Genomic DNA, 17,186 nt, shown 5'->3' with positions numbered 1-17,186 from the left:
GAGCCTGGAAACATGCCTCGTAGCCTGAAGAAGGGCCCCTTCGTCGACGGACACCTCCAGAAGAAGGTGGACGTGCAGAACGAGAAGGGGACCAAGAACGTCATCAAGACCTGGTCCCGTCGGTCGGTCATCACGCCCGACTTCCTCGGTCACACCTTCGCCGTGCACGACGGTCGCAAGCACACGCCGGTGTTCGTCACCGAGTCGATGGTCGGCCACAAGCTCGGCGAGTTCGCTCCCACGCGGACCTTCCGCGGCCACGTGAAGGACGACAAGAAGGGTCGTCGCCGCTGACCCGCGAGGGTCAAGGTGACGACTGGATTGTCGAATGACGGTCAACACACAAGAAGGCAGGACAGCAATGGAAGCCAAGGCGCAGGCGCGGTTCGTCCGTGTCACGCCCCAGAAGGCCCGGCGCGTCGTGGACCTCATCCGTGGCAAGCAGGCCTCCGAGGCCGTCGCGGTGCTGAAGTTCGCACCGCAGGCGGCGAGCGAGCCCGTCCGCAAGGTCGTGGAGAGCGCGATCGCCAACGCCCGGGTGAAGGCGGACCGTGCGAGCGTCGCGTTCGACGAGCAGGAGCTCGTCGTGCGTGAGGCGTTCGTCGACGAGGGCCCGACCCTCAAGCGGTTCCGCCCGCGCGCCCAGGGCCGTGCGAACCGCATCCTCAAGCGCACCAGCCACATCACCGTGGTGATCGCTCCGCGCGAGAACACGAAGGGAAGTGCCCGATAGTGGGACAGAAGGTTCACCCGCACGGGTACCGCCTCGGCATCACCACCGACCACCGGTCGCGCTGGTTCGCCGACAGCACCAAGCCCGGACAGCGGTACCGCGACTACGTCCGCGAGGACGTCCAGATCCGCAAGCTCATGAGCACCGGTCTCGAGCGCGCGGGCATCTCCAAGGTCGAGATCGAGCGCACCCGTGACCGTGTCCGCGTGGATATCCACACGGCGCGCCCGGGCATCGTCATCGGTCGCCGTGGCGCCGAGGCCGACCGCATCCGCGGCGAGCTGGAGAAGCTCACCGGCAAGCAGGTGCAGCTCAACATCCTCGAGGTCAAGAACGCTGAGATCGACTCCCAGCTCGTGGCCCAGGGGATCGCGGAGCAGCTCGCGAGCCGTGTCTCGTTCCGTCGTGCCATGCGCAAGGGCATCCAGTCCGCGCAGCGCGCCGGCGCGAAGGGCATCCGCGTCCAGGTCTCCGGCCGCCTCGGTGGCGCGGAGATGAGCCGGTCGGAGTTCTACCGCGAGGGTCGTGTGCCGCTGCACACGCTGCGCGCGAACATCGACTACGGCTTCTTCGAGGCCCGCACCACGTTCGGCCGTATCGGCGTGAAGGTGTGGATCTACAAGGGCGACATGACCGAGAAGGAGTGGGCCGCCCAGCAGGCGACCGCTGCTCCTCGCCAGGGCCGTGGCGGCCCGCGCGGCGAGCGCGGCGGCGACCGTGGCGGAGACCGCCGTGGTGGGCGTCGTCCCGAGCGTTCGGCCGAGCGGAGCGCAGCTCCCGAGGCGCCGGCCGCCGAGCAGGCCCCGGCCACGGAGCCCGCTCAGCAGGCCCCTGAGACCGGAACGGAGGCCTGAGTCATGCTGATCCCCCGCAGGCTCAAGCACCGCAAGCAGCACCACCCGTCGCGCTCCGGCGCGGCCAAGGGTGGCACGCAGATCTCCTTCGGTGAGTACGGCATCCAGGCTCTCGAGCCGGCGTACGTCACGAACCGTCAGATCGAGGCTGCTCGTATCGCGATGACCCGTCACATCAAGCGTGGCGGAAAGGTCTGGATCAACATCTACCCGGACCGTCCCCTGACCAAGAAGCCCGCCGAGACCCGCATGGGTTCCGGCAAGGGCTCGCCCGAGTGGTGGGTCGCCAACGTCAAGCCCGGCCGCATCGTCTTCGAGCTGGCCGGTGTCCCGGAGCCCCTGGCTCGTGAGGCCATGCGCCGCGCGATCCACAAGCTCCCGATGAAGTGCCGTTTCGTGGTGCGCGAGGGTGGTGGCAACTGATGGCTGTCGGAACGAAGGGGCTCGCCCCCACGGACCTGGATGCCTTCGACGACGAGAAGCTCGTCGCCGAGCTGAAGAAGGCCAAGGAGGAGCTCTTCAACCTCCGTTTCCAGTCGGCCACCGGCCAGCTGGAGAGCCACGGACGTCTCAAGGCCGTCCGTCGCGACATCGCGCGGATCTACACGATCCTGCGTGAGCGCGAGCTCGGTATCCGTACTGCACCGAGCGCCGAGTGAGTGAGGCTGGAATGAGCGAGAACGCAACGAACGCCCCGGTCGAGGAGGCGAGCGCCGAGGAGGCGCGCGCCTACCGCAAGACCCGCCGCGGCTACGTCGTCAGCGACAAGATGGACAAGACCGTCGTGGTCGAGGTCGAGGACCGGGTCAAGCACCCGCTCTACGGCAAGGTCATCCGTCGCACGAGCAAGGTCAAGGCGCACGACGAGCAGAACTCCGCCGGCGTCGGCGACCTCGTCCTGATCATGGAGACCCGCCCGCTGTCCGCGACCAAGCGGTGGCGCCTGGTGGAGATCCTCGAGAAGGCCAAGTAGTACCGGCCGTGGCGGACGGCTCACGTCGTCCGCCACGACCGATCTCGTGCCGCGCCTCGCGGTGCGGCAACCAGTGAGGACAGGAGCGGCGGGTCCACCGCCGCGACCTGGCCGGTTCACCCGCGAGGGACCCGGCACTGACAGCTATCCGTTCGGCAAGGCTCGCCCCGACCTCGGTCGTGGTGAGAACCGGCTCGACGACAGGAGTACATGACATGATCCAGCAGGAGTCGCGACTTCGTGTCGCCGACAACACGGGTGCCAAGGAGATTCTCTGCATCCGCGTTCTCGGTGGCTCGGGCCGTCGCTACGCCGGAATCGGCGACACCATCGTCGCAACCGTCAAGGACGCGATCCCGGGCGGCAACGTGAAGAAGGGCGACGTCGTCAAGGCCGTCATCGTCCGGACCGCCAAGGAGCGCCGTCGTCCCGACGGTTCCTACATCAAGTTCGACGAGAACGCGGCCGTGATCCTCAAGAACGACGGCGAGCCGCGCGGTACGCGCATCTTCGGCCCGGTCGGTCGTGAGCTGCGCGACAAGCGCTTCATGAAGATCATCTCGCTGGCTCCGGAGGTGCTCTGACCATGGCGAAGATCAAGAAGGGCGACCTCGTGGTCGTCATCGCGGGCAAGGACCGCGGCAAGCAGGGACGCGTGCTCGAGGTCCTCAAGGACAGCGACCGCCTGGTCGTCGAGGGCGTGCAGCGCGTCACGAAGCACACCAAGGTCGGCCAGTCGCAGCGCGGCACGCGGACCGGTGGCATCGAGACCGTCGAGGCGCCGATCCACATCAGCAACGTGATGGTCGTCGACCCGGAGACCAAGAAGGGCACCCGCGTCGGGTACCGCACCGAAGAGGTCGAGCGTGACGGCCGCAAGCGGACGGTTCGCGTCCGTGTCGCCAAGCGCTCCGGTAAGGACATCTGATGAGCACCGATATCGCAGCCCCCGAGGTCCCGCGCCTCAAGCAGCGCTACCGCGACGAGATCGTCGCCGGTCTGCGCGAGGAGTTCGGCCACGGCAACGTCAACCAGGTCGCCCGCGTCACGAAGATCGTCGTGAACATGGGTGTCGGTGACGCCGCCAAGGACTCGAAGCTCATCGAGGGCGCCATCCGCGACCTCTCCGCGATCACCGGCCAGAAGCCGCAGGTCACGAAGGCCCGCAAGTCCATCGCGCAGTTCAAGCTGCGCGAGGGCATGCCGATCGGCGCGCACGTCACGCTGCGCGGCGACCGCATGTGGGAGTTCCTCGACCGTCTGCTGTCGATCGCCCTGCCGCGCATCCGCGACTTCCGCGGCCTGTCGCCCAAGCAGTTCGACGGGCACGGCAACTACACGTTCGGCCTCACGGAGCAGTCGATGTTCCACGAGATCGACCAGGACAAGATCGACCGTGTCCGCGGTATGGACATCACGATCGTGACCACGGCGACGACCGACGACGAGGGCCGCTCCCTGCTGCGCCGTCTCGGCATGCCTTTCAAGGAGAACTGACATGGCGAAGAAGGCCCTGGTCAACAAGGCGGCCGCCAAGCCCAAGTTCGCGGTCCGCGCCTACACCCGGTGCCAGAAGTGCGGTCGCCCGCACTCGGTGTACCGCAAGTTCGGCCTGTGCCGCATCTGCGTGCGCGAGATGGCCCACCGTGGTGAGCTTCCGGGCGTCACCAAGAGCAGCTGGTAACAACTACGTCGTAGGTCCTGGCGGGCCGCACCGCACGGTGCGTGCCCGCCGGGATACCACGCCGAGGAAGGGCTAGAGCCCAATGACGATGACCGATCCGATCGCAGACATGCTGACGCGTCTGCGGAACGCGAACTCGGCTTACCACGACACGGTCACCATGCCGTTCTCGAAGCTGAAGTCGCACATTGCCGAGATCCTCCAGGCCGAGGGCTACATCGCCGGCTGGAGCGTCGAGGACGCGAAGGTGGGGCAGAACCTCACCATCCAGCTCAAGTTCGGCCCGAACCGTGAGCGCAGCCTTGCCGGCGTGCGCCGCGTGTCGAAGCCCGGGCTGCGCGTGTACGCGAAGTCCACCAACCTGCCCAAGGTGCTCGGCGGCCTCGGCGTGGCGATCCTGTCCACGTCCTCCGGCCTCCTCACCGACAAGCAGGCCGCCACGAAGGGCGTGGGCGGCGAAGTCCTCGCCTACGTCTGGTAATCCGGAAAGGAGATACGCCATGTCTCGAATCGGCAAGATCCCCGTTCCGGTCCCGGCCGGAGTGGACGTCACCATCAGCGGCGCGCTCGTGACCGTGAAGGGCCCCAAGGGTTCTCTCGAGCACAACGTGCCCACCCCCATCCAGGTCGCCCAGGAGGACGCCACGCTCGTGGTGTCGCGCCCGGACGACGAGCGCGCGTCCCGCGCGCTGCACGGCCTCACGCGCACCCTTCTGGCGAACATCGTCGAGGGCGTCACGCAGGGCTACGAGAAGAAGCTCGAGATCGTCGGTACCGGGTACCGCGTGACCGCGAAGGGCTCGGACCTCGAGTTCGCCCTCGGGTTCAGCCACCCGGTCGTCGTGACCCCGCCCGCGGGCATCACGTTCGCCGTCGAGAGCCCCACCAAGTTCTCGGTGTCGGGCATCGACAAGCAGCAGGTCGGCGAGGTCGCTGCGAACATCCGCAAGATCCGCAAGCCCGAGCCGTACAAGGGCAAGGGTGTGCGTTACGCCGGCGAGGTCGTCCGCCGCAAGGTCGGAAAGGCTGGTAAGTAACGATGGCTCTGAAGGTTCTCGGCAAGGGCAAGGCGGTCGCGCGTCAGCGCCGCCACCTGCGCCTGCGCAAGAAGATCAAGGGCACCGACGCTCGTCCGCGCCTCGTGGTGACGCGCTCCACGCGCCACATCACGGCCCAGGTCGTCGACGACACGATCGGTCAGACGCTCGCGTCGGCCTCGTCCCTCGAGGCGGACCTGCGTGCGCTCGACGGCGACAAGAGCGCCAAGGCCCGCAAGGTCGGCGAGCTCGTCGCCGAGCGTGCGAAGGCCAAGGGCGTCGACTCCGTCGTGTTCGACCGCGGTGGCAACAAGTACCACGGTCGGGTTGCTGCGGTCGCCGACGGCGCACGCGAGGGCGGTCTGGCCCTGTGACGACGCCGACCATCCGTACACGGAAGCAAAGGATTCTCTGATGGCTGCAGGGCAGCGCAGCAACACCGGCGCCCCCACGGGTGCCGCCAACGAGTCGGGCGACCAGAACGCCCGCGGGGGCCGCGACAACCGTCGTGACAACCGCCGTGACGGTCGCCGGGGCGACGCAGCCGAGAAGAACGCCTTCGTCGAGCGCGTCGTCACCATCAACCGCGTCTCCAAGGTCGTCAAGGGCGGCCGTCGCTTCAGCTTCACCGCGCTGGTCGTGGTGGGCGACGGCGACGGCACCGTCGGTGTCGGCTACGGCAAGGCGAAGGAGGTGCCCGCGGCGATCGCCAAGGGTGTCGAGGAGGCCAAGAAGAACTTCTTCAAGGTCCCGCGCATCCAGGGCACCATCCCGCACCCCATCCAGGGTGAGGCCGCCGCCGGCGTCGTCTTCCTCCGTCCGGCCGCCCCGGGTACCGGTGTCATCGCCGGTGGTCCGGTGCGCGCCGTGCTGGAGTGCGCCGGCATCCACGACGTCCTGAGCAAGTCGCTCGGCTCGTCCAACGCGATCAACATCGTGCACGCGACCGTCGAGGCGCTGCGCAACCTCGAGCAGCCTGAGGCCGTCGCGGCTCGCCGTGGCCTCCCGCTCGAGCACGTGGCTCCGGCCGCGCTCCTGCGTGCCCGTGCAGCGGGGGTGAACGCCTGATGGCCAGGCTCAAGGTGACCCAGACGAAGTCCGCCATCGGCGGCAAGCAGAACCAGCGCGACACGCTGCGCACTCTGGGCCTCAAGCGGATCGGCGACACCGCCGTGAAGGAGGACCGCCCGGAGATCCGCGGCATGGTCGCGACGGTGGCGCACCTCGTCACCGTTGAGGAGGTCGAGTGACCATGGCTGAGAAGGCCACCAAGGAGACCGTCGAGGCTCCGAAGAAGAAGGCACCCGCCAAGAAGGCACCCGCCAAGTCTGCGGAGGCCGCTCCGGCGAAGCAGACCGAGGGTGCCGGCGGCACGCTCAAGATGCACCACCTGCGTCCGGCTCCCGGCGCCAAGAAGGCCAAGACCCGTGTGGGTCGTGGTGAGGCGTCGAAGGGTAAGACGGCGGGCCGCGGTACCAAGGGTACGAAGGCTCGTTACCAGGTCCCCGAGCGCTTCGAGGGCGGGCAGATGCCTCTGCACATGCGCCTGCCGAAGCTGCGCGGGTTCAAGAACCCGTTCCGCACCGAGTACCAGGTCGTGAACCTGGACAAGCTCGCCGCGCTGTACCCCGAGGGTGGCTCCGTCACCGTCGAGGACCTCGTGGCGAAGGGCGCGGTCCGCAAGGGCCAGCTCGTGAAGGTGCTGGGCACGGGCGAGATCACCGTCAAGCTCGAGGTCGCGGTCGACGCCCTCTCGGGCGCGGCCCGCGAGAAGATCCTCGCGGCCGGCGGTTCGGTCTCGGAGGACTGACACCACGGACAGGGCCGGTGGCGCGCACGCGCCGTCGGCCCTGTCCGTGTCTCGGGGCCGTCTCCGACGGGTCCCGGGGTACGGTCGCCGTCCCGTCGGGCAGCGGGGCGCGACTAGACTTCCCGTCGGCCGTCGTCGGTCTCCGACCGGCGGCCGGTCGACGCGGTGGACGACCGACCGATCCCGGTCGGCCGACACCGACTTGCCGTTCGACGCGGCGCAACGGTTAGGGTGCCTCTTGGCGCCGGTGCCGTGCGTCACACCTCGCCGGGCCTCCCGGCGACACGACATCCCGCCTCGGCGGGCCAGGAGGATAGGTGCTCAGCGCATTCGCCCGGGCTTTCCGGACGCCTGACCTGCGGCGCAAGCTGCTGTTCACGATCGCGATCATGGCGATCTTCCGTGTGGGTTCGTTCATCCCCACGCCGGGTGTGGACTACCCCAACGTGCAGCAGTGCATCGCGGAGACCGCCGAGGGCAACGACCTTCTCGGGCTCGTCAACCTCTTCAGCGGTGGAGCACTGCTCCAGCTGTCGATCTTCGCGCTCGGGATCATGCCGTACATCACGGCCAGCATCATCGTGCAGCTCCTGCGCGTGGTGATCCCTCGCTTCGAGGCCCTGCACAAGGAGGGCCAGTCGGGCACCGCGAAGCTCACGCAGTACACGCGCTACCTGACGATCGCGCTCGCGATCCTCCAGTCGACGACCGTCATCACGACGGCGCGCAACGGCCTGCTCTTCCAGGGCTGCTCGGTCGAGGTCATCCCCGACGGGAGCTTCGTCACGATGGCCCTCATGGTCATCACGATGACCGCCGGCACGGGCCTCATCATGTGGCTGGGCGAGCTCATCACGGAGCGCGGCGTCGGCAACGGCATGTCGCTGCTGATCTTCACGTCGATCGCCGCGAGCTTCCCGACCGCGCTGTGGTCGATCGCCGGTGGCGCCAACGGCCCCGCGAACTTCATCATCATGATCGCGGTGATCGTCCTCGTGATCGGGCTCGTCGTCTTCGTCGAGCAGTCGCAGCGCCGGGTGCCCGTGCAGTACGCCAAGCGCATGGTCGGCCGGCGCATGTACGGCGGGTCGAGCACGTACATCCCCATCAAGATCAACATGGCCGGCGTCATCCCCGTGATCTTCGCGGCCTCGCTGCTCGCGGTCCCGGGCCTCATCGCGCAGTTCGGCGACCAGACCGCCGGCTGGGTGATCTGGGTCAGCACGAACCTGGCCGACCCCGCCGCGCCGCTGCACATCGCGCTCTACGTCGCGATGATCCTGTTCTTCTGCTTCTTCTACACGGCGATCACGTTCAACCCGGACGAGGTCGCGGACAACATGAAGAAGTACGGCGGCTTCATCCCCGGCATCCGTGCCGGGCGTCCGACCGCCGAGTACCTCGACTACGTCATCACCCGCATCACCTCCGCGGGCTCCATCTACCTCGCGCTCGTCGCGCTCCTGCCGACGCTGGTCCTCATCGGGCTCGGCGTGAGCACGAACATCCCGTTCGGCGGCTCCTCGATCCTCATCGTGGTCGGCGTCGGCCTGGAGACGGTCAAGCAGATCGACTCCCAGCTGCAGCAGCGCCACTACGAAGGGTTCCTCCGTTGAGCAACGCCCCCACCGCACGCCTCGTGATCATGGGACCCCAAGGTGCCGGCAAGGGGACGCAGGCCGCCCGGCTCGCCGAGCGCTACGCGATCCCCGCGATCTCCACGGGCGACATCTTCCGGGCGAACATCAAGGGCGGCACGGAGCTCGGCCGCCTCGTGCAGGAGTACACGGCGAAGGGCGACCTCGTCCCCGACTCCGTGACCAACGAGATGGTGCGGGACCGCCTCGCGCAGGACGACGTCGCGCGCGGCTTCATCCTGGACGGCTACCCGCGCAACGCGGCCCAGGTCGTCGAGCTCGACGCGATCCTCGCCGACCTGGGCTGGTCGCTCGACGGCGTCGTCGAGATCACGGCCGAGCGTGACGAGCTCCTCGCCCGGCTCGCGAAGCGCGCCGAGATCGAGGGCCGCGAGGACGACACCGAGGAGGCCATCGCGCGCCGCCTCGACATCTACGCGGAGCAGACGGCTCCGCTCACCGCCGCGTACGACGAGCGCGGGCTGCTCGTCCGCGTGGACGGCATCGGCGAGATCGACGACGTCACCGAGCGCATCGTGTCCGCGCTCGAGCCGCTGGTCGGCTGACGGCAGAGCAGCACCGCACGCCACGCGGCAGGCCGTCCTGCGCGGGGCCGTGCGGGTGCCGGTCGGGAGAGGGAGCACGGTGTTCGGTCGCGAACGCATCGAGTACAAGACGCACGAGCAGGTCCAGGCCATGCGGCGTGCCGGGGTCGTCGTCGCCACGGCCCTCGAGACGGTGCGCGACGCCGTACGGCCAGGCATGACGACGAGCGACCTCGACGCGCTGGCCGCCGCGGTCATCGCCGACGCCGGTGCGACCTCGTCGTTCCTCGGCTACGAGGGGTATCCGGCGACGGTGTGCGTGTCGGTCAACGACGAGGTGGTGCACGGCATCCCCGGTGCGCGCGAGCTGCGCGCGGGAGACGTCGTCTCGGTGGACTGCGGGGCCGTCGTCGACGGCTGGCACGGGGACTCGGCGACGTCGTTCGTCCTCGCCGACGCGGACCCCGCCGACGAGGCGCTCGTCGAGGCCACGCGCCAGGCGATGTGGGACGGCATCGCGGCGCTCGCGAGGAGCGAGCGGCTCGGTGACGTCGGCGTCGCGATCGAGGACTCCGTCCGGGCGGCGGGGGAGCGGGACGGCGTCGCCTACGGGATCGTCGAGGAGTACGTGGGCCACGGGATCGGCTCCGCGATGCACCAGCCGCCGGACGTGCCGAACTACCGCACGCGCGACCGCGGGCCGCGGCTGCGGCCGGGCATGTGCCTCGCGATCGAGCCGATGGTCACGCGGGGGGAGCGTTTCACCCAGGTGTGCGAGGACGACTGGACGGTCGTCACCGACGACGGCTCGCGGGCCGCGCACTGGGAGCACAGCGTCGCGATCCTCGACGACGGCATCTGGGTCCTCACCGCCGCCGACGGTGGCGCGGAGGAGCTCGCCGCGCGCGGTGTGCAGGTCGCACCGCTCGGCGCCTGACGTCCCGACGCGTCGCGGCGGACCCGGGGCGCCCGCCGAGCGAGCGCGACCTCGCCGGCGACCGGTGTGACGGACTCGGGTTTCCCGACGCTTGCCGGATGCCGTAGGATAGACCGTTGGGTGTAGTCCGTGTTCACCGGTACGTCCGGCTCCGCCGTCCCGAAGGGCGCCGGTGCCGGCGTCGACGCGAGGCTCCACACGACAATCCACGCTCGCGGGCCTCGGGTCCTTCGCGCGTGGGACCGAGCAGTTCAGACGAGAGTTAGCGGAGGACATGGCAAAGAAGGACGGTGTCATCGAGATCGAGGGCAGCGTGGTCGAGGCCCTGCCGAACGCGATGTTCCGCGTGGAGCTGGCCAACGGGCACAAGGTTCTCGCCCACATCTCGGGCAAGATGCGTCAGCACTACATCCGGATCCTCCCCGAGGACCGTGTCGTGGTGGAGCTCAGCCCGTACGACCTGTCCCGCGGCCGGATCGTCTACCGCTACAAGTAGTCGTCACGCGTCCACCACTCAACCAGCCACCGCCTCCTGGCCACCGGGACCACCCGGTCGGTCGCCTGCGGGGGCGGAGCACCACTGAGGGAACACTGATGAAGGTCAAGCCCAGCGTCAAGAAGATCTGCGACAAGTGCAAGGTGATCCGCCGGCACGGTCGCGTCATGGTGATCTGCGACAACCTGCGGCACAAGCAGCGCCAGGGCTGAGCCCTCGCCTGCGCCACGGGTGACGGCCCTCGGGCCGGATCACCGGGCGACCGCCTGACGGCGGCGCCCACCAGCGCACCACCACGAACCCGCCCCGGAGGGCGGTCGCGACAGCGGCCGCACGACGGCGCGGGGGAACCCCCGGCCCGGAGGCCGGGGCCCGCGGCTCCCGCGGGAGGGCGGTGCGGAAGACCTCCGGACGAAGTACGAGGAGCCGAAAGGCACATGGCACGTCTCATCGGCGTCGACCTCCCCCGCGACAAGCGGCTCGAGGTTGCGCTCACCTACATCTTCGGCGTCGGCCGCACCCGCGCCCAGCAGACGCTGGCCGCGACGGGCATCAGCCCGGACGCGCGCGTGAAGGACCTCGGCGACGCCGAGCTCGTCGCGCTCCGCGACTACCTCGAGGGCAACTACAAGCTCGAGGGTGACCTCCGTCGTGAGGTGGCCGCCGACATCCGCCGCAAGGTCGAGATCGGCACCTACCAGGGCCTGCGTCACCGCCGCGGCCTTCCCGTGCGCGGTCAGCGCACGAAGACCAACGCGCGCACGCGCAAGGGACCGAAGCGCACCGTGGCCGGCAAGAAGAAGGCCCGCTAAGCAGCAGTCCGCCGGGCGGGCCCCGGTCGTGCGGTGACCCTCACGTCACCGGGCGGCTCGGAGATCCCCGCGGTCCGACCACCTCAGACCAGGAGAGAAAGAGCACATGCCTCCCAAGACTCGCGCAGCCTCCGGCTCGCGCAAGCCGCGCCGCAAGGACAAGAAGAACGTCCCGCTGGGCCAGGCGCACATCAAGAGCACCTTCAACAACACGATCGTCTCGATCACCGACCCCACGGGCGCCGTGATCGCCTGGGCCTCGGCCGGGCACGTGGGCTTCAAGGGCTCCCGCAAGTCCACGCCGTTCGCCGCGCAGCTCGCTGCGGAGTCCGCGGCACGCCGCGCCCAGGAGCACGGCGTGAAGAAGGTCGACGTCTTCGTCAAGGGTCCCGGCTCGGGCCGCGAGACCGCGATCCGCTCCCTCCAGGCCACCGGCCTCGAGGTCGGCTCGATCCAGGACGTGACGCCGCAGGCGCACAACGGGTGCCGTCCGCCCAAGCGTCGCCGCGTCTGACGTCCTCGCCGTCGGCACGCACGCCGTCGACGGGTCTCCGGGTGCCTCGCGCACACCGGAGCCCCGTCGACGGCAGCGGTCCGTCCGGGCTCCGGCCCTGACGCACCGGCGGCACCCCTTCCCGACCGGGTGGACCGAGTCCCGGCCGGGGCCGCGCGCCCAGGCGCGCACCTCGCCTTGAACCGTGAAGCGTCATATGGCGGACGCTCACCGAAAGGAAATCACCAGTGCTGATCGCACAGCGCCCCACCTTGACCGAAGAGGTCATCTCGGAGAACCGTTCGCGCTTCTCCATCGAGCCCCTGGAGCCGGGCTTCGGCTACACGCTCGGCAACTCGCTGCGTCGCACGCTGCTGTCGTCCATCCCGGGCGCGGCGGTCACCTCCATCCGCATCGACGGTGTGCTCCACGAGTTCACCACCGTGCCGGGTGTCAAGGAGGACGTCACCGAGGTCATCCTCAACATCAAGAACCTCGTGGTCTCCTCGGAGAACGACGAGCCCGTCGTGATGTACCTGCGCAAGCAGGGCGCTGGCGCCGTCACCGCGGCCGACATCGTCCCGCCCGCGGGCGTGGAGGTCCACAACAGCGATCTGCACATCGCCACGCTGAACGACAAGGGCAAGCTCGAGATCGAGCTCACGGTCGAGCGTGGCCGTGGCTACGTCTCGGCGGCGCAGAACAAGTCGTTCGACGCGGAGATCGGCCGGATCCCGGTCGACTCGATCTACTCGCCGGTCCTCAAGGTGACCTACAAGGTCGAGGCGACGCGTGTCGAGCAGCGCACCGACTTCGACAAGCTGGTCGTGGACGTCGAGACGAAGCAGGCGATCTCGCCTCGCGACGCCCTCGCGTCGGCGGGCAAGACGCTCGTCGAGCTGTTCGGCCTGGCTCGTGAGCTCAACGTCGAGGCCGAGGGCATCGAGATCGGCCCGTCGCCGACGGACGCCGCGCTCGCCGCGGACCTGGCGCTGCCGATCGAGGAGCTCAACCTCACGATCCGCTCGTACAACTGCCTCAAGCGCGAGGGCATCCACCAGGTGGGCGAGCTCGTCGCTCGCAGCGAGGCCGACCTGCTGGACATCCGCAACTTCGGTGCGAAGTCCATCAACGAGGTGAAGGAGAAGCTCGCTGAGCTCGGCCTGTCCCTCAAGGACTCGCCGCTGGACTTCGACCCGTCGGCCGCCGCGTACTACGACGGCGACGAGGACGAGCCGACGTTCTCGGACACCGAGCAGCAGTACTGAGCCGGCGCGAGCCAGCGACTCCCACACCTCTAGCGCGCCCCGGGTCGCACCCGGGCCGCGATCACTTCCCAAGGAGCACATCCCATGCCTACCCCCACCAAGGGCCCGCGGCTCGGCGGTGGACCGGCTCACGAGCGTCTGATCCTCGCGAACCTGTCCACGGCGCTGTTCGAGCACGGCCGCATCACGACCACCGAGACCAAGGCGAAGCGCCTGCGTCCGCTGGCCGAGCGCCTCATCACCTTCGCCAAGCGCGGCGACCTGCACGCGCGTCGTCGCGTCCTGCGCGTCGTGCGCGACAAGTCCGTGGTGCACACGCTGTTCACCGAGATCGCGCCGCAGATGGCGGAGCGCAACGGTGGCTACACGCGCATCACGAAGGTCGGCACGCGCAAGGGCGACAACGCGCCCCTCGCGGTCATCGAGCTCGTGACCGAGCCCGTCAGCCCGAAGCAGGCCGTCGTCCGCGAGGCCGAGAAGGCCGCGGAGAAGGCCGGCAAGAAGAAGGCCGACAAGCCGGCGAAGAAGGCCGACGCCCCGGTCGAGGACGCGCCCGTCGAGGACGCTCCGGTCGCCGAGGACCAGGTCGAGGACGCTCCTGCTGCGAAGGCTGAGAAGGCCGACAAGGCTGAGGAGACCAAGGAGGCCTGAGGCCACCTGTCGCTCCGTACGGAGGGCCCGGAACCGCACGGTTCCGGGCCCTCCGTCGTCCGCTGTGGCGCCGGTGGGATCCAGCCGCGGGCCGGGCCGCGCGGGATCTCGTGCGATGCCACCGTCCGGCACCTACGGTCGGGAGATGGACCCCGTCCGTGACGCCCCGCCCGTGCTCCTCGTGCACGGCTCGCGCACGTCGCGCACGATGTGGCGCGGCCAGCTCGCCGCTCTCGACCGCGCCGGCGTCCCCGCCCTCGCGGTCGACCTCCCGGGCCATGGCGCGCGCCGCGGCGAGCCGTTCACGCTCGACGGCGCGGTCGAGGCCGTCGCGCGGGGTGTCGAGGACCTCGGCGGCCGGGCGCTCGTCGTCGGGCTGTCGCTCGGGGGGTACGTGGCGATCGAGGCGAGGGCGCGGCACCCCGGGCGTGTGCTGGGGCTCGTCGCAGCGAGCTGCTCGACCGTGCCGAGCACGAGGCTGCGCGCGGCGTGGCTCCTCGCCGCGGAGCGCATCGAGAGGCTGCCCGACGGCGGGGCGGCTCTCAACCAGGCCCTCGTGGACCGGTCGATGCCGGCGAACGCCGCGGCCGACCTCGCGGCGGGTGGCTTCGCCCTCGACGTGATGAGCGCGATCCTGCGCGAGGTGGGCACCGCCGACCCGCTCGCCGCCCTGGCGGCGACCGACTCCCCGGTGTGGCTGGTGAACGGGCGATGGGACCACTTCCGGACGGGCGAGCGGTCGTTCCTCGCGGCCGCGCGTCGCGGGGGAGCGCGGGCCCGCCTCGTCGTGGTCCCCGGGGCGCGCCACCTCGTGAGCCTCGACCGACCCGTCGCCTTCTCGCGTCTCCTGCTCGAGGCGGTCGCCGACGTCGCGCGCGACCCGGCGCACGACACCCCCACCCGCCCCGCTGGGTCCGCCCACGACCGTTCCCTGACGCCCTCAGGCGGGCGGTAGGTCCCACGCCCGGGCGCCCCCGACGAGCGCCGCCGAGTTCGGGACCACCACGACGTCGTCGCCCAGCCGGTCCAGCACCGAGGGGGTGATCTGCCGCGAGTTCCCGCCGCCGAGGTAGAGCCGGTCCCACCAGAACACGGGCCGCAGCCCGTCCACGACGGCCAACACCCGGCGAGACCAGAGCGCGTTGCCCAGGCGCCGGCGCTCCGGCTCGCCGACGTACTCGTCGTACGACGTCCCGCGCCGCACGGGCGCGCGCGACCACTCCAGGTGCGGCGCGAGCCGGCCGCCGTGGAACAGCGCCGACCCGAGGCCGGTCCCGAGCGTCAGGACGAGCTCGAGCCCCGACGCCGCGACGACGCCCGCCCCGTGCACCTCGGCGTCGTTGAGCACGAGCGCGGGCACGCCGAGCCGGCGCGCGACGGCCGCCTGCACGTCGAAGCTCGTCCACGCCTCGACGAGAGCGGGGTCGACGCGCGAGCGGGGCCCGCTGCGCGTGACGTAGTGCGGGGTGTGCACGACGACACCCCGCCGGATCATCCCCGGCATGCCGACGGTCGCGCGGTCCGCGTGCGGGAGCCTGCCCGCGATGTCCGCGACGGTCTCGACGAGCAGCTCCGGGGGCAGGGGGTACGGGGTCGGCACGCGGACCGCCGCCGCGTGGGCCGTGCCGGAGGAGTCCAGCACGTTCGCCTTGATCCCACCGCCGCCGCAGTCGACGGCGAGCGTCCTCAGGTCGGTCATGCGTCGCAGCGTAGGCGCGCGCAGCAGGGTGCGCACCGCACGACGGGGACCGCGCCGCGCGGTGCGGGACCACGCGTCCCGGGACCGGCGGCTACCGTGAACCCCTGTGAACGCCCTCCCGCCCGACGCGCCAGACGCGCCCGACGCGCCCCACGCGCCCGCCGTGCGCGTCCGGCTCGACCTCGCCTACCAGGGCACGCACTTCGCCGGGTGGGCGCGGCAGCCGGGTCTGCGCACCGTGCAGGGTGCCCTGGAGGACGCGTTCGCGACCCTCCTGCGCGGTGACGCGCCGCGCCTCACCGTCGCGGGCCGCACGGACGCGGGGGTGCACGCGCGCGGACAGGTCGCGCACGTGGACCTCACGACGGCGCAGTGGGAGTCGCTGCCAGGCCGGTCCGACCGTGCACCCGGGGAAGCGCTCGTCGCGCGCCTCGGCGGCGTGCTGCCGGGCGACCTCGTGGTGCGTCGCGCGACACCTGCGGCCGACGGCTTCGACGCGCGGTTCTCCGCGCTGCACCGCGCCTACACCTACCGCGTCGCGGACGACCCGGCGCTGCGCGACCCGTTGCGCCGCGAGTGGACGCTGTGGAACCGGCGACCCCTCGACGTCGCAGCGATGGACGCCGCCGTGCGGCCCTTGCTCGGCGTGCGGGACTTCGCCGCGTTCTGCAAGCCCCGTCCTGGCGCCACGACGATCCGCGAGCTGCAGCACCTGTCGTGGTCACGACCGACCGAGGGCCCGGACGCCGGGCTGGTCGTCGCCCACGTCCGGGCGGACGCGTTCTGCCACAACATGGTCCGCGCGCTCGTCGGCGCGTCGCTCGCCGTGGGGGAGGGGCGGCGCGACGTCGCGTGGCCTGCCGCGCTCCTGGCGAGCCGACGGCGGGACGGCGGGGCCGGCGTCGTGCCGGCGCACGGGCTCGTGCTCGAGGCGGTGACCTACCCGCCCGACGAGGAGCTCGCGGACCGGGCCGAGCGCATCCGTGCGGTCCGCAACGAGGAGGACGTGTGGGACGCCGCCGACGGGTCGTGACCGGCCGGCGGCGCCCCGCCGGTCACGGCTCCTCGACGATGTGCACCGCGGCCTCCTCCGCGCTCGCTCCGGCTCCGGAGATGCCCTCGTCGTCGGCGTAGGTGTCGTTCTGGCGGCCGTCCAGCGCGTCCGGGTCGGCGGTCAGCCTGCCGGCTCGGGACGTGTCGGGCCGGTCGAGCGGGTCGCCGTCCCACTCCTCCGGCTCCTCCTCGGCCAGGCGCTGGTCGAGCGACTCGCCGTGCACCTCCTCCCACGCGGTCTCGCCGAAGTGGTTGGTGCGCGGGCGGTCGGGCGGGGAGTACCCCTCGTCGAGCACGTCGTCGACGCCGCGGTCGAGCAGCGTGTCCTCGGCCTGGAGCTGGTCGTTGTCGCCCTCGGCCCCGGTCTCCGGGTCAGGGCTGGTGCCTGTGGTCTCGGTCATGCCCCCACCGTCGCACCTCGTGACGACCGTCGCAGCACGACGGCGCCCCACCCGCCGCGGACGTGGCGGCCTCGCGTCGTCAGGGCCAAAGGACGTGACCGCG

29 protein-coding genes are annotated in these 17,186 nt (G+C 70.5%); 27 read left to right on the top strand and 2 right to left on the bottom strand.

What is annotated here, in order from left to right; all coding sequences use genetic code 11:
- Positions 1 to 12 precede the first annotated feature (12 nt).
- The 26 genes from rpsS to ACZCLJ_RS07870 all read left to right on the top strand — a co-directional run bounded on the left by rpsS (position 13) and on the right by ACZCLJ_RS07870 (position 14,885).
- Positions 13 to 294 carry a 30S ribosomal protein S19 gene (rpsS, locus tag ACZCLJ_RS07995; RefSeq protein WP_012867940.1) on the top strand — a complete coding sequence of 94 codons (282 nt, stop codon included), beginning with the start codon at positions 13 to 15 and terminating at the stop codon, positions 292 to 294.
- A 67-nt stretch (positions 295 to 361) separates the two neighbouring features.
- The gene (gene rplV, locus ACZCLJ_RS07990; RefSeq protein WP_251153538.1) at positions 362 to 733 is read left to right on the top strand and encodes a 50S ribosomal protein L22; all 372 of its coding nucleotides are present in this window, start codon (positions 362 to 364) and stop codon (positions 731 to 733) included.
- Entirely contained in the window at positions 733 to 1,587 is an 855-nt protein-coding gene (rpsC, locus tag ACZCLJ_RS07985) for a 30S ribosomal protein S3 (protein WP_251153539.1), read from the top strand. The genes rplV and rpsC overlap by 1 nt, the downstream gene beginning before the upstream one ends.
- Positions 1,588 to 1,590: 3 nt before the next feature.
- A complete protein-coding gene (rplP, locus tag ACZCLJ_RS07980; RefSeq protein ID WP_069386374.1) occupies positions 1,591 to 2,010 on the top strand; it encodes a 50S ribosomal protein L16 in 420 nt (139 codons plus the stop codon).
- The gene (rpmC, locus tag ACZCLJ_RS07975) at positions 2,010 to 2,246 is read left to right on the top strand and encodes a 50S ribosomal protein L29 (RefSeq protein WP_069386375.1); all 237 of its coding nucleotides are present in this window, start codon (positions 2,010 to 2,012) and stop codon (positions 2,244 to 2,246) included. Before rplP ends, rpmC begins: the two co-directional genes overlap by 1 nt.
- Positions 2,247 to 2,257: 11 nt before the next feature.
- The gene (rpsQ, locus tag ACZCLJ_RS07970) at positions 2,258 to 2,560 is read left to right on the top strand and encodes a 30S ribosomal protein S17 (protein WP_251153540.1); all 303 of its coding nucleotides are present in this window, start codon (positions 2,258 to 2,260) and stop codon (positions 2,558 to 2,560) included.
- 215 nt (positions 2,561 to 2,775) lie between these two features.
- Positions 2,776 to 3,144, top strand: a complete 369-nt coding sequence (gene rplN, locus ACZCLJ_RS07965) for a 50S ribosomal protein L14 (protein ID WP_079572436.1) — start codon at positions 2,776 to 2,778, stop codon at positions 3,142 to 3,144.
- A 2-nt stretch (positions 3,145 to 3,146) separates the two neighbouring features.
- On the top strand, positions 3,147 to 3,488 hold the full coding sequence (gene rplX, locus ACZCLJ_RS07960; RefSeq protein ID WP_251153541.1) for a 50S ribosomal protein L24: 342 nt from the start codon (positions 3,147 to 3,149) through the stop codon (positions 3,486 to 3,488).
- Complete coding sequence (rplE, locus tag ACZCLJ_RS07955) at positions 3,488 to 4,057, top strand: 50S ribosomal protein L5 (protein WP_251153542.1); 570 nt, start codon at positions 3,488 to 3,490, stop codon at positions 4,055 to 4,057. Before rplX ends, rplE begins: the two co-directional genes overlap by 1 nt.
- A gap of 1 nt (position 4,058) precedes the next feature.
- On the top strand, positions 4,059 to 4,244 hold the full coding sequence (locus ACZCLJ_RS07950; RefSeq protein ID WP_012867931.1) for a type Z 30S ribosomal protein S14: 186 nt from the start codon (positions 4,059 to 4,061) through the stop codon (positions 4,242 to 4,244).
- A gap of 82 nt (positions 4,245 to 4,326) precedes the next feature.
- Positions 4,327 to 4,725, top strand: coding sequence for a 30S ribosomal protein S8 (gene rpsH, locus ACZCLJ_RS07945; RefSeq protein ID WP_251153543.1), 399 nt, complete (start codon positions 4,327 to 4,329; stop codon positions 4,723 to 4,725).
- Positions 4,726 to 4,744: 19 nt separating this feature from the next.
- Positions 4,745 to 5,281 carry a 50S ribosomal protein L6 gene (gene rplF / locus ACZCLJ_RS07940; RefSeq protein WP_251153544.1) on the top strand — a complete coding sequence of 179 codons (537 nt, stop codon included), beginning with the start codon at positions 4,745 to 4,747 and terminating at the stop codon, positions 5,279 to 5,281.
- A gap of 2 nt (positions 5,282 to 5,283) precedes the next feature.
- Positions 5,284 to 5,655, top strand: coding sequence for a 50S ribosomal protein L18 (rplR, locus tag ACZCLJ_RS07935; protein ID WP_251153545.1), 372 nt, complete (start codon positions 5,284 to 5,286; stop codon positions 5,653 to 5,655).
- Between the two features lie 40 nt (positions 5,656 to 5,695).
- Positions 5,696 to 6,349, top strand: a complete 654-nt coding sequence (gene rpsE, locus ACZCLJ_RS07930; protein WP_463106058.1) for a 30S ribosomal protein S5 — start codon at positions 5,696 to 5,698, stop codon at positions 6,347 to 6,349.
- Positions 6,349 to 6,531 carry a 50S ribosomal protein L30 gene (gene rpmD, locus ACZCLJ_RS07925; protein WP_021480439.1) on the top strand — a complete coding sequence of 61 codons (183 nt, stop codon included), beginning with the start codon at positions 6,349 to 6,351 and terminating at the stop codon, positions 6,529 to 6,531. The genes rpsE and rpmD overlap by 1 nt, the downstream gene beginning before the upstream one ends.
- A gap of 2 nt (positions 6,532 to 6,533) precedes the next feature.
- Entirely contained in the window at positions 6,534 to 7,091 is a 558-nt protein-coding gene (rplO, locus tag ACZCLJ_RS07920; protein ID WP_251153547.1) for a 50S ribosomal protein L15, read from the top strand.
- Between the two features lie 317 nt (positions 7,092 to 7,408).
- The gene (secY, locus tag ACZCLJ_RS07915) at positions 7,409 to 8,707 is read left to right on the top strand and encodes a preprotein translocase subunit SecY (RefSeq protein ID WP_251153548.1); all 1,299 of its coding nucleotides are present in this window, start codon (positions 7,409 to 7,411) and stop codon (positions 8,705 to 8,707) included.
- 29 nt (positions 8,708 to 8,736) lie between these two features.
- Positions 8,737 to 9,294 carry an adenylate kinase gene (locus ACZCLJ_RS07910; RefSeq protein WP_251153603.1) on the top strand — a complete coding sequence of 186 codons (558 nt, stop codon included), beginning with the start codon at positions 8,737 to 8,739 and terminating at the stop codon, positions 9,292 to 9,294.
- A gap of 79 nt (positions 9,295 to 9,373) precedes the next feature.
- Complete coding sequence (gene map, locus ACZCLJ_RS07905) at positions 9,374 to 10,210, top strand: type I methionyl aminopeptidase (protein ID WP_251153549.1); 837 nt, start codon at positions 9,374 to 9,376, stop codon at positions 10,208 to 10,210.
- A gap of 274 nt (positions 10,211 to 10,484) precedes the next feature.
- On the top strand, positions 10,485 to 10,706 hold the full coding sequence (infA, locus tag ACZCLJ_RS07900; protein ID WP_012867920.1) for a translation initiation factor IF-1: 222 nt from the start codon (positions 10,485 to 10,487) through the stop codon (positions 10,704 to 10,706).
- A gap of 98 nt (positions 10,707 to 10,804) precedes the next feature.
- Positions 10,805 to 10,918, top strand: a complete 114-nt coding sequence (rpmJ, locus tag ACZCLJ_RS07895) for a 50S ribosomal protein L36 (protein ID WP_003956441.1) — start codon at positions 10,805 to 10,807, stop codon at positions 10,916 to 10,918.
- 225 nt (positions 10,919 to 11,143) lie between these two features.
- Positions 11,144 to 11,518: a 30S ribosomal protein S13 gene (rpsM, locus tag ACZCLJ_RS07890; RefSeq protein ID WP_229243414.1), complete on the top strand. Its 375-nt coding sequence runs from the start codon at positions 11,144 to 11,146 to the stop codon at positions 11,516 to 11,518.
- A gap of 106 nt (positions 11,519 to 11,624) precedes the next feature.
- Positions 11,625 to 12,032, top strand: coding sequence for a 30S ribosomal protein S11 (rpsK, locus tag ACZCLJ_RS07885; RefSeq protein ID WP_251153550.1), 408 nt, complete (start codon positions 11,625 to 11,627; stop codon positions 12,030 to 12,032).
- Positions 12,033 to 12,259: 227 nt separating this feature from the next.
- A complete protein-coding gene (locus ACZCLJ_RS07880) occupies positions 12,260 to 13,279 on the top strand; it encodes a DNA-directed RNA polymerase subunit alpha (RefSeq protein ID WP_251153551.1) in 1,020 nt (339 codons plus the stop codon).
- Positions 13,280 to 13,363: 84 nt separating this feature from the next.
- Positions 13,364 to 13,930, top strand: coding sequence for a 50S ribosomal protein L17 (gene rplQ, locus ACZCLJ_RS07875; RefSeq protein WP_463106057.1), 567 nt, complete (start codon positions 13,364 to 13,366; stop codon positions 13,928 to 13,930).
- A 145-nt stretch (positions 13,931 to 14,075) separates the two neighbouring features.
- Complete coding sequence (locus ACZCLJ_RS07870; protein ID WP_463106056.1) at positions 14,076 to 14,885, top strand: alpha/beta fold hydrolase; 810 nt, start codon at positions 14,076 to 14,078, stop codon at positions 14,883 to 14,885.
- On the opposite strand, the gene ACZCLJ_RS07865 is transcribed toward ACZCLJ_RS07870, so the two are convergent.
- Positions 14,871 to 15,629, bottom strand: a complete 759-nt coding sequence (locus ACZCLJ_RS07865) for an ROK family protein (protein WP_463106055.1) — start codon at positions 15,627 to 15,629, stop codon at positions 14,871 to 14,873. The two genes, ACZCLJ_RS07870 and ACZCLJ_RS07865, sit on opposite strands and share 15 nt — an antisense overlap.
- Positions 15,630 to 15,735: 106 nt before the next feature.
- Here ACZCLJ_RS07865 and truA point away from each other — a divergent pair, with 106 nt between their 5' ends.
- A complete protein-coding gene (gene truA / locus ACZCLJ_RS07860; protein ID WP_463106054.1) occupies positions 15,736 to 16,662 on the top strand; it encodes a tRNA pseudouridine(38-40) synthase TruA in 927 nt (308 codons plus the stop codon).
- Positions 16,663 to 16,684: 22 nt separating this feature from the next.
- Here the strand turns inward: truA and ACZCLJ_RS07855 are convergent, their stop codons facing one another.
- On the bottom strand, positions 16,685 to 17,083 hold the full coding sequence (locus ACZCLJ_RS07855; protein ID WP_463106053.1) for a DUF5709 domain-containing protein: 399 nt from the start codon (positions 17,081 to 17,083) through the stop codon (positions 16,685 to 16,687).
- Positions 17,084 to 17,186: the final 103 nt, after the last annotated feature.

Source organism: Cellulosimicrobium sp. So1_17, assembly GCF_055181235.1.
This window is presented reverse-complemented; position numbering and strand designations above follow the sequence as displayed.